Origin of the sequence: Mesorhizobium sp. CA16 (assembly GCF_020165175.1) — a bacterium.
In the GTDB taxonomy this organism is placed as follows: domain Bacteria; phylum Pseudomonadota; class Alphaproteobacteria; order Rhizobiales; family Rhizobiaceae; genus Mesorhizobium.
Genome location: NZ_JAIUHP010000011.1, coordinates 135,846 through 149,657, shown reverse-complemented (window position 1 = coordinate 149,657; position 13,812 = coordinate 135,846). Strand labels below are relative to the sequence as shown.

Genomic DNA, 13,812 nt, shown 5'->3' with positions numbered 1-13,812 from the left:
CCCTATTTACCGACTTGGCTCTTCACGAAGTCCTTCACGATCGCCACGATGCCGCGCGACAAAAGGCTGTCGAAGGCGTCGACGAAGCGGTCGACATGCTCGGACTGGCAGATCAGCGGCGGCTCGAGCCGGATGACGTTGCGGTTGTATTCGGTGAAGGCGACGAGCACGTCATAGTCGCGCAACAGCAGCGAGCCGACGAAGCCCGACAGCGAGCCTTTCAGCTTGTCGTCAAGCACGCTCACCACCGGTCTGAGCACCATCGGCAGGGTCTGCGAGAAGTCGTGGAACTCGAGCCCGATCATAAAACCCTTGCCGCGCACGTCCTTGATGATCTTCGGGTATTTTTCCTTCAGCGCCTGCAGCCGCTGCAACAGGTATGCGCCCGTCGAAGCGGCGTTGTCGATCAGCCCTTCGTCATAGAGCACGTTGACGCCCTCGATCGCGGTGACGCAGGCCTCGCCCATGCCGCCGAAAGTCGCCATGGCGTGGATCATCGCCGTCTTCGGCGTGCCATAGGCCTTCATGTAGATGTCGCGCCTGGCGATCATCGCCCCGACCGCCGCCTTGCCGGCGCCCAGCGATTTCGCCAGCGCCGTCACATCCGGCACCACGCCGTAATGCTCGAAAGCATAGAAGCGGCCCGAGCGGCCATAGCCGCACTGCACTTCGTCGGCGACCCACAGAACGCCATATTGGTCGCAAAGCGCGCGCAGCTTCTGCCAGTACTCCGTGGGCGCCTGGATGATGCCGCCGCCGCCCTGGATGGTTTCCAGCACGATGACGCCGATCTCCGGATTGCTCTTGAACAGCCGCTCGACCGCGTCGATGTCGGCGAAAGGAACGCGCACGACATTGTCTGCGACCTTGAAATCGGCGCGGTAGAGCTGGCCGTCGGTGATCGCCAGCACGCCCTTGGTCTTGCCGTGGAAGGAATTCTCGGCATAGACGATTTTCGGCCGCTTCGGGCCCGCGGCGCGCTCGGCGAGCTTCACCGCCGCTTCCATGGCCTCAGAACCCGACGAGCCCAGGAACACCATGTCGAGATCGCCGGGCGAGCACTTGGCGATGTTGTGCGCAAGCGCTGCCGCATATTGCGACATGAAGGCGATGGCGATCTCCTGGCGCTTCTCCTCCTGGAATTTCTTCCGGGCTTCCAAAATGCGCGGGTGGTTGTGGCCGAAGGCCAGCGAGCCGAAGCCGCCGAAGAAATCGAGGATCCTGCGGCCGTTCTGGTCGATATAGAACATGCCCTCGGCGTGCTCGATCTTGACCTTGTGAAAGCCGAGCAGCTTCATGAAATGCAGCTGTCCAGGGTTGAGATGAGCCTTGAACAGGTCGGTGATGCGGGCGACGTCCATCGCCTTGGCCTGCTCGACGCTGATCAGATCGGGCTTGGCGATTGCTGTGGGCGAAAGCGCCGGCGCGTCGACCAGCGTGCGTGTTCCGGTATGTTCCGGCTTGGCCATGACGGTCATCTGAAAAATCTCCCCTTCGCGCTCTATTCGGCGGGAACCTGTCTGGTGGCGACGGCGTGGCCGTCCATCTTGGCGCGATATTCGTTGTAGGCGGCGATCAGCATGTCCTCGTCGCGATATTGCGGCACCCAGCCAAGCTGACGCTCGGCCTTGGAAACATCGAGCACGCATTCCTCGTCCGCGATCAGATACTGTTCCGGATCCATGATCGGCATGTTCAACCAGTCGAGCAGGTCGAGCGTGCGCTTGACCGCCCAGCCGGGCGTCGGCAGCAGGATCGACTTGGAGCCGGCATGGCGGATCAGATCGCCGAGCAGTTTTTTGACCGGCGGCGGATTGAGCGAGCCGAGATTGTAAGCCTCGTTCGGCACGCCGGCTTTCCAGGCCGCGCGGGCGGCTTCGGCGCAGTCGAATACCGAGATGAACTGGTAAGGGTTCCTGCCCGAGCCGATCATCGGCACCGGAAAATTCCAGTCGATCAGCTTGAACAGCTTTTCCAGGATGCCGAGACGGCCGGGCCCGATGATCAGGCGCGGCCTGAACAGCGAGATCGACATGCCGCGCTTGCGCCATTCAGCGGCGAGCTCCTCGGTCTTGAGCTTCGACAGCCCGTACTCGCCGAGCGGCGCGACCGGATGGTCCTCGGTCATCGGCAGCACGACCGTGTGGCCGTAGATCATGTCGGTCGTGTAGTGGACCAGCTTCGAAGCGCCGGCCTTGTCCATCGCCTGGATAATATTCTCGGTGCCGTGGAAATTCACCGGGAAGAAGAAATCGTGCCGCTTGGCGCGCACCTGGATCGGCGACAGCATCTTCGCCGACAAATTGTAGACCATGTCGTCGGTCCTGAGGCCGACCGCCGCGACTGAGACCGGATCGGTGACGTCACAGGTGACGAAACGCATGGAGCGGTAATGCGGCAGGTCGCTCTTGACGATATCGGCGACGACGACGGTCTCGCCATCGGCGGCGAGCTTGGGGGCAAGGTGGCGGCCGACGAAGCCGTCGCCGCCGAAAATCACATGTCTCATCGAACGATCTCGCTTATCCCGATCTTGTCGGGATTGATGGACGCTGTCTGGTCCTCATGCCCGCGCCCACCCATTTCCCGGCCACTTTGCGCGATCAGCACCGTGCCGACGCAGATGCAGGCGATGCCGGCGATGCGCCAGCCATTGAGGTCCTCGCGGAAGACGAAATAGGCGAAAATCGCCACGGCGACATAAGCGAGGCTGAGGAACGGATAGGCGAAGCTGAGCTCGACCTTGGACAGTACGTAGAGATGCGATGCCATCGAGATGACGAAGGTGCACAGGCCGAGGAACACCCAGGGGGTGAACACGATCTGCAAGAGCTTGACGAGCGGATTGACGCCCTCGAAGGAGACCGGCCCCATCGACATCATGCCCTGCTTCAGCATCAGCTGCGCTGCGGCATTGGTCATGACCGTGAAGAGAATGAATATTATGTATTTCATTGTTGCCACCCCGCCTCTTGGGCGGTCCTATTACAAACCCACAAAGATTTCGTGAAGCCTCGACGATGCTTTGAGTAAATCATGGTATAATCTTTCATTTACCATGGTTTATCTGACCTTTATCTATTCTGCGGCTTCAAAAACACCTTTCGTTGCATCCAGTCTTTTTGCCGTCCGTATCCAGAAGCTCGACAGAAAAGCAGGGTCGCGAAGCGCCTCCAGCTGCTGCCATTGCGGGAACGACGCGGCGAATGTCTCAGGTCCCATGCGGGCGTCCTTGTAGGGGTTCACCGCGCCGCCCGCCTCGACTGCGATGCGGTCGAGTTCGGCGAGCAGCCGCAACGTCCTTTCGCCCCGGTTGGGGAAATCGAGCGTCAGCGTGTAGCCGGGCCGCGGGAACGACAGCAGCGCCGGCGAGCGGACATCGCCGAAGCGTTTGAGCACTGTGAGGAACGACCCCTCGCCCGCCCGCCGCGCCGCCTCAAGCAGCGCAGGCACGATGCGGCGCGCATTGGCCTCCGGCACCACGCTTTGGTGCTGGAAAAGCCCGCGCGGACCGTAGAGCCGGTTCCAGTCGCGGACCCCGTCGAGCGGAAAGAAGAAGCCTTGATAGCCTGCCTGGTGCGGAGCCTGGGACTTGCCCTTCTTCCAGCGGTAGGCCGCGTTGAAGACGGTGAGGAAGGGCCGATTGAGGACATTGAATGGTAGCTGCACCAGCACGGAGAACCGGCTGCCGGCGCGCGCCGCCGCGTGCGAGCCGTGTTCGGCATGGTTGCCCGTGAACAACAGCCCGCGACCGTGCCCATGTCCGCTGGCAAGCTGATCGATCCAGGCGACGGCATATTCGTTGGCCTGGTCGGCAGCCTCGGCAAGATCGAAGAATTCGCCGAGATCGCGAAACCGCGTCGCCCTTTCCACTATGTCGAGCGAGGGCACCCGCATCAGCTTGATCGATGCCGACAGGATAAGCCCGGTCAGCCCCATGCCGCCGATCGTCGCTCCGAACAATCGGACATTGTCGGTCTGCGAGCAGCGATAGGTCCGGCCGTCGGACCGAAGCAGCGTCAAAGCCTCGACATGGCAGCCGAAGGTGCCGCGCCGATGATGGTTCTTGCCGTGGACGTCGTTGGCGATCGCGCCGCCCAGCGTCACGAACTGGGTACCTGGAACCACGGCCGGAAAGAAGCCGTAGGGCGCGGCATGAGCGATGATATCGCAAAGCAGCGTGCCGGCATCGGCCTCGAGCACGCCGGTCTCGGCGTTGAAGGAACGGATGCGGTTGAGCGGCCGCATGTCGACCACCATGCCGGCATCGTTCTGGCAACTGTCGCCGTAGGAGCGGCCATTGCCGTATCCGAGCAGCGACCCGGTCTTCGCCTCGCCGCGCTTAAGCAGGGCGATCGCCTCGTCCGCCGGGATCGCCTTGCGCGCCGGCGGCGTCGCCAGTCCGAAGCTGCCGAAGCGCTCGTGCCTCATCACCAGCCTCCGGCGACGAGGAAGACCGCGCCGATGGCGACGACGATCTGGCTGCGCCAGTCGCGGATGATGAAGACGACCGGGTCGTCATGCATCTCGTCGCGACGGGCGAGGATCCAGACGCGCATCGTGAGATAAAGCACGATCGGCGCCAGCGGCCATATCAGCCACGGATGCGGATAGAGCTCGCGCACCGCCGGGCTGTCCATATAGAGTGCCAGTACCAGCGCCGAGGAGAAAGCCGACGCCATGCCGGCCTGGGCGACGATTTCCTGGTCCTCGATGCGATAGCCGCGGCCGGCGATGCGCTCGCCGGGCGGGATGGCCGTGGTGCGCAACTCGACGAAGCGCTTCACTAGCGCCAGCGACAGGAAGAAGAAGATCGAGAAGGCAAGCAGCCAGAAGGAGACGTCGACGCCGGTGGCGGCCGCGCCCGCCAGCACGCGGATCGTGTAGAGGCCCGCGAGCGTCAGCACATCGATCAGAAGCATGCGCTTGAACGACAGCGAATAGGCGGTGGTGACGGCCAAATAGCCGGCAAGCACGCCAAGGAATTCGATCGGAAGGAAGAGGCCCGCGGCGATGCCGATCGCAAGCAGCGTAGCGATCGCGCCGAGACCGAATGGGATCGACAATGCGCCGCTGGCGAAAGGCCGGTTGCGCTTGGTCGGATGCTTGCGGTCGAGCGCGAGGTCGAAGAAATCGTTGAGAATATAGATGGCGGACGCCACGGCACTGAAGGAAGCGAATGCCAGCAGGCACTCCCAGATCATGTTCGGGTTGAAATATTCGTGCGACAGCACCATCGGCACGGCGATCAGCGCGTTCTTCAGCCACTGATGCATGCGCAGCATCTTGATGTAGATCCTCAGCGCCGGCCTCGGTGCGGGCATGGCATCGGCTTGATGCGCCGCCTGCCAGCGCCGGGCGCTGCGGTCGGGCGCCACCACGAGCGCGTTGCGCGCTGCATCGAACACTTTGAGGTCGTGCCGGCTGTTGCCGGCATAGTCGAAGCCTGCATCGCCATAGGCGGCGACAAGTGGCGCGCCTTTCCTGCCGGAGGTCATGTCGTGCGGACCGTCGGTCGCCAGCACATGATCGAAAATGCCAAGGTGCGCCGCGATCGCCTCCGCGAATTTGCGCGGCGTTCCCGTCGCCAGCACGATCTTGCGACCCTCCCGATGCTCGGCGCGCAGCCGGTCAAGCAGATCCTGGCGGTAAGGCAGCGAGGCCGGGTCAATGTCGATGCGGCCGGCGATTTCCTGCTTCAGCCGGGCCGGCCCGCCGATCAGCCAGAGTGGCAGGAGAAAGACATAGAGCGGGTTCTTCTTGAGCAGGATGAACAAACCTTCCCACAGAAGGTCCGTTGCGATCAGCGTACCGTCGAGATCGACCGCAAGCGGAATTGCGTTCCTGTCCGACCTCGCGTCCATGGTCCTGCCCCGATAGAGCGCAGGATCCCGAAACTCCGATCACGGAAAGATCACGCGCCAACTCAACCCACGCCGTATGCCGGCGTCCTCGGGTCGGATATAGCGGGTCATGACGCAGCGAACGTTAAAACGTCCGGTTGCAGAGCATTGTCCTACCGGTTTTTCGCCATTGTCGTTAAGTGTCGGCTACCGGAAACGATAAAAGGCCGGACATCGGTCCGGCCTTTGCCAATCCTGCGGCGCCACTCTCTGTGGCGAGAGTTACTTGATGCGGGCCGCGCCGCCCGAGATTTCGACCGTTTCCGAGCCGGTCAGGGCTTCGAGGTCACCATTGGGCAGAGTGACGAAGCAGCCGCTCGAGCAGAACTCCACCGTCTCGCCGGCGGCAAGCGTCAGCTCGCTCTTGGCGCCGCCTTCGGTCACGACCAGGGTCCGCGTCTGAGCGTCCCTGTTGATCGCGCTGGCGGCGAAAGCCGAACCGCCCAGGGCCAGCAAAGCGATGGCGGCAACGACAGACTTCCACATTGCAATTCCGGTGTTCGCACACCGCCTCTGTTCAAATTTGCAAGGCATTCTCGCCCTTTGCATCGAAGCTTATATGAGATGTTACCTGAACCGCAACTGAATGCCGCATTCATGCCACAATCGGTTTCGGCGCCGGATGAGCGCAGCGTGTGGCCATTTGCAGGCCGGCCTCATCCGAATGTCGACACACCTCAGCCGGGGTCCGGCTTGCGGCCCTTGCGCTTCATCTTGGCCAGCCGCTCCCGCTCGGCCGCGGCTTCCGCCTCCAGCCTCTCGCGCTCCGCGAATTCGGCTTCGATCTTGTCGTCGTCGATCGGCCAGGCTTCGTGCTTCTTGCTCTCGACCACGGCGCGCGGCGTCGATGGTATCTCGATCTGCTCCTGCTCGAAGATATCGAAGATGGCGAAGCGGATATCGTTCTGGACGACGCTGCCGTTCATGATGTCGGCGACGAACACGCGGATCTCGAATTCGAGCGCGGCCGCCCCGAAATTGGCGAAGAGAACGAATGGTTCGGGATTCTTCAGCACCATCGGATGGGCGCGCGCAATATCCATCAGGACGGCATGGACGCGTTTGACGTCGCTGCCATAGGCAACGCCGACCTTGATGTCGATGCGCCCGAGCTTGTTGCGATGCGTCCAGTTGCCGACCGCATTGTTGATGAGGTTCGAGTTGGGCAGGATCACCGCCTGCCGCTGGAAGGTCTCTATCTCGGTGGCGCGCACGCTGATCTTCCGCACCGTGCCGCTGACGTCGCCCGCCACGATCCAGTCGCCGACCTTGAACGGCCGCTCGGCAAGCAGGATCAGGCCCGAAACGAAATTCGAGACGACGTTTTGCAGGCCGAAGCCGATACCCAGCGAAAGCGCGCCGGCAACCAGCGCCAGATTGGAAAGATCGATGCCCGCCGCCGAGATGCCGACCAGGCCCGCGACCGCCACGCCGGCATAGCCGACGCCGAGCCGGATCGAGTTGCGCACGCCGGCATCGACCTTGCCGCGCGCCATCACCGATCCGTCCAGCCAGCCCTGGAACCAGCGCGTCAGGAAATAGCCGATGACGAATACGACGATGCCGCTGAGGATGCCGAGAAAGGAGATGGTCACCGAGCCGATCGTGACGCCGGTCGCCAGCTTGTAGGCCCAGGCCTCGATGTCGCCGGGCTGAAAGCCCCACATCAACAGGATCAGCGGCAGGAACACCACCACGATCATCAGATTGATGGCGATGCTGACGACCAGGCCGAGCTGGTCGAGGGCGGTATCCTCGTAGCTGGAGTTTTCCGAAAGCCATCGCCCGACCGAAGTGTCGGCGAAGCCGCCCTCCTCTCCGATCGCGCGTGCCGACAGGAAGCCGATATAGGCCGTCACCAGCACGGTGCCGGTCACCACGACCTGGAACGAGACGAAAAGCGCCAGGCCGATATAGCCAAGCAGCGCCGCCGCGATGGTGAACAGGCCGAGCCCGATGGCGATGAAACGAAGCCAGGCCGGCCAGGGGCGCCATGAGCCGTCGGCCGCCCTGAACGGCCGCAGCAACCCCATCAGCACAAGGATGACGCCGACGATGATGCTGGCGACAACGCCCCTCGCGATCGTCAGCGAAAGTGGCGAACCCATCTTCTCGTTGACGACCGACAGGAAGTAATTGAACCCGAGTACCAGCGCCATGGCGGTCGTCAGTCCGACGAGCCAGCGCGCGGAACCGGTCGCGACGGGGATCAGGCGCCAATTGGGCAGGCGCGGTTCTAGCGCAGCGTTGGTCAGCCGGTTGACGCAGAACACCATGGCGATCACCGTCAGCAAGGCATTGAGGAACGTGCCGATATCGCCGCGCAGCACATTGTAATAGTTGAAGAAGAACACGGCCGAGGCGAAGAAGACGCCGAGCGCCAGGGTCGGCAGCAGCGTCGACCAGAACGCCACCGACAGCCGGCTGAGATAGGAAGGATCTTCCACGGTCGGGTCGGCCTCGAATATTCGGCCGAACAGGCGCCTGCCGCCGATCAAAAGCACGGCCGCCAGCGCCAGCGCCATAAGCGTCGCCGCAAGGATCGCCTGGAACTTGAACCTGACGGCGAAGCTCGCCCACGACGACACCGCCTTATAGAGGCCCGTGAACTGGTCATGCGCGTCGGAAAAAGCCTGCGGGCTCAGCGCGTCCGTCAGGTCATAGTGCTTGGTGATGACGCTGCGGAAAAGCTCGCTGCGCATGACGGCGATCCTGTCGACCAAGCCGTTGACGCGGATCGACAGGTTTTGCGCGCTGGCGACGACCGCGTTGATCTGAGCCTTTTCCGTGGCGAGCGCGCTGCGCTCGTTGCTCACGATCACCGGCTCCGGGGGTTGCCCCTGCGCCGGCGGCTGGCCGAGAACCTCCGCGCGATTGTTGATGTCGGTGAGGCGCTGCCGGAATGCCAGGGCGCTGTTCAGCGCCGCCCGCGAAATATCCTCGAGCTGCAACCGGATGTCGACGAGCCCCGCATCGTCCTGGTCGGGGTCGCTCAGTTTCTTTTCCAGGCCGTCGGTCCTGGCCGTCAGGTCCTGGATGGCCTTGGTCTGGTCGGCGATGAGTTGCGACGAGCCATGGCCGATCGCCTGCGCCGACGCGTCCAGCGCCGGCTGCGCGAAGACAGCGACGATGACGACCAGAAGCAGGCGCAGCAGGCGGAAGAACATGATTTTGTTGGCGACTCGCGGCCGAAAAATTCTCGAAATTTCCGCCCTTGATAAAGACCGGCATATCGGGCGGCAAGCCGTCTCGATCGTGCCGGCGATAGTCGGCCTGTCGAAAAGCGATGGCGCAATCTTGGCTTTGCGCTTCCCGCCTGCTCTATAGTCTGCCGCCTCGCACCACAAGGACGATAGGAAGAATGGCGGAATATTCAGCCTTCTCGCTGCTCAAGAACGCGCTGACCGGCAACAAGGATTGGAAGCCCGCCTGGCGTAAGCCGGACCCCAAGGCTTCCTATGACGTGATCGTCATCGGCGGCGGCGGCCATGGTCTTTCGACCGCCTATTATCTCGCCAAGGAACACGGCATCACCAACGTCGCGGTGCTGGAAAAGGGCTGGCTCGGCTCCGGCAATGTCGGCCGCAACACCACGGCGGTGCGCTCCAACTATCTCTTGCCGCAGAACACCCGCTTCTACGAACATTCGATGAAGCTGTGGGAGAATCTCTCGCACGATCTCAACTACAACGTTATGTTCTCGCAGCGCGGCTGCCTGAACCTCGCGCACACGCCAGCCCAGCTCGACGACTATGCCAGGCGCGGCAATGCCATGCGCCATCTCGGCGTCGACGCCGAGCTGATGAGCGTCGACCGGATCAAGCGGCTTGTCCCGGCGCTGGATGTCTCGGGGTCGGCGCGCTTTCCCGTCCTTGGCGGGCTGATGCAGCCGCGCGCCGGCACGGCCCGGCACGACGCTGTCGCCTGGGGCTATGCGCGCGGCGCCGATCGGCGCGGCGTCGATATCATCGAGAATTGCGAGGTCACCGGCTTCCTGCGCGACGGCGACCGCATCACCGGCGTTTCGACGACGCGCGGCGAAATCCGCGCCAAGAAGGTCGCGCTTGCGGTTGCCGGCAGCACCGGCCGCGTCCTGCAGCTTGCCGGCATCTCGCACATGCCGATCGAAAGCCACGTGCTGCAGGCCTTCGTCTCGGAATCGCTGAAGCCTGTCGTCGACACCGTTCTCACCTTCGGCATGGGCCATTTCTACATCTCGCAGTCCGACAAGGGCGGCCTCGTCTATGGCGGCGACCTCGACGGCTACAACAGCTACGCCCAGCGCGGCAGCCTGCCGATCGTCGATGAGGTGATGAGCGAGATGGTGGCACTGTTTCCCGGCTTGGCGCGCGTGCGCATGCTGCGCTCCTGGGGCGGGCTGTGCGACATGACGATGGACGGCTCGCCGATCATCGCCGCCGGTCCACTGCCGGGCATGTATCTCAATTGCGGCTGGTGCTATGGCGGCTTCAAGGCGACGCCAGCCTCCGGCTGGTGCTTTGCCTACACCATTGCCAAGGACGAGCCGCACGAGTTCAACGCGCCCTTCACGCTCGACCGTTTCTACCGCGGCCTGGTCATCGACGACAAAGGCCAGGGCGCGACGCCCAGATTGCACTAGGGTTTGGATTGAAAAATGCTGATCACCTGTCCCTATTGCGGCCCGCGCGACGTTATCGAATTCACCTACCAGGGCGACGGCAACCGCGAGCGGCCGCAGCCCGCCTCGCAGGACCTCGACGCCTGGAACGCCTATGTCTACGACCGGCTGAATCCGGCCGGTGACCACAACGAGATCTGGCAGCATTCCGGCGGTTGCCGCGCGCATCTCAGGGTCGTGCGCAACACAATCACGCACGAAATCCTCAGCACCGCATTCGCCCGTGGCGGCCACAAGACGGAGAGCCGCTCGTGAGCCCGCGCCGCACCGAGACCGGCGGCCGGATCGACCGGCTGCGCACCATCCGCTTCACCTTCGACGGCGCGCCTTACACCGGGCATGCCGGCGACACGCTGGCCTCGGCGCTGCTCGCCAATGGCGTGACGCTGTTCGGTCGTTCCTTCAAATATCACCGCCCGCGCGGCCTGCTCGCCGCCGGCGTCGAGGAGCCGAACGCGCTGGTGACAGTGCTGCGCGGCGAGGTGCGCGAGCCCAACATCGCGGCCACCATGGTCGAGATCTATGACGGGCTCGTCGCCGTCAGCCAGAACCGTACCCCCTCGCTCGCCTGGGATATCGGCGCCCTCAACCAGCTCGGCGGCAAGCTCCTGTCGGCCGGCTTCTACTACAAGACCTTCATGGGGCCGGTGATCGGCCCGCTGAAGGGCACGCGCTTCTGGATGTTCTGCGAGCATTTCATCCGTCGCGCCGCCGGCCTTGGCAAGGCTGGCACCGCTCCCGATCCGTCTCGCTACGAGCGTATGAACGCATTTTGCGACGTGCTGGTCGTCGGCTCCGGTCCGGCCGGCCTGATGGCGGCGAAAGCCGCCGCCGACCAGGGCGCCCGCGTCATCCTCGCCGATCTCGAAGCCCATTTTGGCGGCTCCGCCAACTGGTCGGGCGAAACCATCGACGGCATGCCTGCCGCCGAATGGGCCCAGCGCACGGTCGCGCAGCTCGGAGGCAACGACAATGTGCGGCTTTTGCCGCGCACGACGGTGTGGGGCTATTACGACGGCAACACGCTGGCCGCCCTCGAACGGGTGACCGATCATAAGGAGGCGCCAGCCAAGGGCGAGCCGCGCCAGCGCTACTGGGCGATCCGTGCCGGCACGGTGGTGCTCGCCACCGGTTCCTTCGAGCGGCCGCTGGTGTTTCCGGGCAACGACCGTCCCGGCGTCATGCTGGCGCATGCGGCGGAACGTTACGTCAATGAATATGGCGTGCTGCCGGGACAGCGCATCGCGCTCTTCACCAACAACGACAGCGCCTACCGCTCGGCCGTTGCGTTAAAGAAGGCCGGCGCGACCATTGTTGCCATCGTCGATGTCCGCGCCGACGTCTCGAACGACATGCGCCGGCTCGCCGGCGAGGCCGAGGCCGAGCTGCTGGATGGCCACGCCGTGGTTGCGACCGAGGGCGGCAAGGCCCTCACCGGTCTCAAGGTGCAGCGCTTCGACGCCACGAGCGGTGCGCTCAGCGGCGATGCCCGCAGCATCCATGCCGACAGCCTTTTGATGTCGGGCGGCTGGTCGCCGACCATTCATCTCGCCAGCCAGGCGGGCGCCAAGGCTGAATGGGACCCGGCCAGGCAGGCCTTCCTGCCGCCCAGGCCGACGCAGCGCTGGATCGGCGCAGGCGCCTTCACCGGCAGCTTCTCCACCGCCGAAGCCATCGCCGAGGGCCGCGCGGCCGGCGTTTCGGCCGCCGGCGGAACGGCGGCGCCCGCAGCCCTGCCGATCGTCGAAGCCGCCCCAGGCGATCCAGATCCGGCGCCGGTCTTCGAGATCAAGGCCAAGGGCAAGAGCTTCGTCGACTTCCAGCACGATGTCACCGCCGAGGACGTGCGGCTGGCGCATCGCGAAGGCTTCGTATCGGTCGAGCACCTGAAGCGCTACACCACGCTCGGCATGGCGACCGACCAGGGCAAGAACTCCAATGTGCCTGGCCTTGCGATCATGGCCGAGGCGCTCGGCAAGCCGATCCCCGAAGTCGGCACGACGCGCTTTCGCCCGCCTTACACGGCGGTCTCAATCGGCTCTCTTGCTGCCGAGCGTTTCGGCGACCTCAAGCCCGAGCGGCTGACGCCGATGCATGACTGGCACATCGCCAACGGCGCGACGATGTATTCGGCCGGCCTCTGGTACCGGCCGATGATCTACGGCCTTCCCGGCGAGACGGTCGAGCAGGCCTATGTCCGCGAGGCCAGGGCAACGCGTGAAAGCGCCGGCATCGTCGATGTCTCGACGCTGGGCAAGATCGCCGTGCAGGGGCCGGACGCGGCCGAGTTTCTCGACCGCGTCTACACCAACATGTTCTCCACTTTGGCCGTCGGCAAGGCACGCTACGGCTTGATGCTGCGCGAGGACGGGCTTGCCTTCGACGACGGCACCACTTGGCGGCTTGGCGAGCAGGAATTCCTGATGACCACCACCACGGCCAATGCCGGCAAGGTGATGCAGCATCTGGAATATTTCCTCGACGTCATCTGGCCGGAGCTGAAGGTCACCGTGACCTCCGTCACCGACGAATGGGCGGGTGCGGCGATCGGCGGACCGAACGCGCGCGCCATCCTTGCGGCTTGCGTAAAAGATACCGCTGTCGACAACGCTACGCTGCCCTTCATGGGTATCGTCCATGGCCGCATCGCGGGCGTGCCGGTGATGATCTGCCGGCTGTCCTTCTCCGGCGAAATGGCATTCGAGGTCTATTCCGGGGCCGGCTACGGCACCCATGTCTGGGAAGCCTTGATCGAGGCCGGCCAGCCTTTCGGCCTGGTCACCTACGGGCTAGAGGCGCTGGGCACGATGCGCATCGAGAAAGGCCATGTCACAGGCGCCGAGATCGACGGCCGCACCACGGCGCGCGACCTCCATCTCGACTGGATGCTGTCGAAGAAGAAGCCCTTCATCGGCTCGGCCATGATGGACCGCGAAGGCCTGATCGCCCCCGACCGGCTCGAGCTGGTCGGCCTGATCGCCCTCGACAACCGGCCGCTCAACGGCGGCGGCCATATCGTCGAGGAACTGGACGAGGACAATCCGCACGACTCGCTCGGCCACATCACCGCCTGCTGCTATTCGCCGGCGCTGGGCAAATATATCGCGCTGGCTTTGGTCAAGGGCGGCAAGGCAAGGCATGGGACCCGCGCCTTCGTCTCCGACCCGCTGCGCCGACGGTTCGGGCCGGTCGAGATCGTCTCCAACCATTTCTACGATCCGGACGGGAGCCGCATGCATGGCTGAGCAG

At 64.1% G+C, this 13,812-nt stretch carries 10 protein-coding genes; 3 read left to right on the top strand and 7 right to left on the bottom strand.

The genetic code is table 11. The features are described 5' to 3' along the window. Positions 1-2 precede the first annotated feature (2 nt). The 7 genes from LB525_RS17190 to LB525_RS17160 all read right to left on the bottom strand — a co-directional run bounded on the left by LB525_RS17190 (position 3) and on the right by LB525_RS17160 (position 9,070). Positions 3-1,478, bottom strand: a complete 1,476-nt coding sequence (locus tag LB525_RS17190) for an aspartate aminotransferase family protein (protein ID WP_224545500.1) — start codon at positions 1,476-1,478, stop codon at positions 3-5. Positions 1,479-1,501: 23 nt separating this feature from the next. Beyond that, positions 1,502-2,509, bottom strand: coding sequence for an NAD-dependent epimerase/dehydratase family protein (locus LB525_RS17185; RefSeq protein WP_224545499.1), 1,008 nt, complete (start codon positions 2,507-2,509; stop codon positions 1,502-1,504). Continuing rightward, positions 2,506-2,955, bottom strand: coding sequence for an EamA family transporter (locus tag LB525_RS17180; protein ID WP_224545498.1), 450 nt, complete (start codon positions 2,953-2,955; stop codon positions 2,506-2,508). Before LB525_RS17180 ends, LB525_RS17185 begins: the two co-directional genes overlap by 4 nt. Positions 2,956-3,078: 123 nt before the next feature. Beyond that, positions 3,079-4,431, bottom strand: coding sequence for an FAD-dependent oxidoreductase (locus LB525_RS17175; protein WP_224545497.1), 1,353 nt, complete (start codon positions 4,429-4,431; stop codon positions 3,079-3,081). Continuing rightward, positions 4,431-5,864 carry a UbiA family prenyltransferase gene (locus LB525_RS17170; RefSeq protein WP_224545496.1) on the bottom strand — a complete coding sequence of 478 codons (1,434 nt, stop codon included), beginning with the start codon at positions 5,862-5,864 and terminating at the stop codon, positions 4,431-4,433. The genes LB525_RS17175 and LB525_RS17170 overlap by 1 nt, the downstream gene beginning before the upstream one ends. A 261-nt stretch (positions 5,865-6,125) precedes the next feature. Beyond that, on the bottom strand, positions 6,126-6,389 hold the full coding sequence (locus tag LB525_RS17165) for a hypothetical protein (protein ID WP_095764911.1): 264 nt from the start codon (positions 6,387-6,389) through the stop codon (positions 6,126-6,128). Positions 6,390-6,580: 191 nt separating this feature from the next. Next, complete coding sequence (locus LB525_RS17160) at positions 6,581-9,070, bottom strand: mechanosensitive ion channel family protein (RefSeq protein ID WP_224545495.1); 2,490 nt, start codon at positions 9,068-9,070, stop codon at positions 6,581-6,583. Positions 9,071-9,264: 194 nt separating this feature from the next. Between LB525_RS17160 and LB525_RS17155 the strand changes: the two genes are divergently transcribed. From LB525_RS17155 to LB525_RS17145, 3 genes are read left to right on the top strand one after another with little or no spacing between them, the layout of a single operon-like run. Further along, complete coding sequence (locus LB525_RS17155; RefSeq protein ID WP_224545494.1) at positions 9,265-10,524, top strand: sarcosine oxidase subunit beta; 1,260 nt, start codon at positions 9,265-9,267, stop codon at positions 10,522-10,524. A 15-nt stretch (positions 10,525-10,539) separates the two neighbouring features. Further along, complete coding sequence (locus tag LB525_RS17150; RefSeq protein ID WP_095764908.1) at positions 10,540-10,818, top strand: sarcosine oxidase subunit delta; 279 nt, start codon at positions 10,540-10,542, stop codon at positions 10,816-10,818. Next, positions 10,815-13,808, top strand: coding sequence for a sarcosine oxidase subunit alpha (locus LB525_RS17145; RefSeq protein ID WP_224545493.1), 2,994 nt, complete (start codon positions 10,815-10,817; stop codon positions 13,806-13,808). Before LB525_RS17150 ends, LB525_RS17145 begins: the two co-directional genes overlap by 4 nt. The last annotated feature ends 4 nt before the right edge of the window (positions 13,809-13,812 follow it).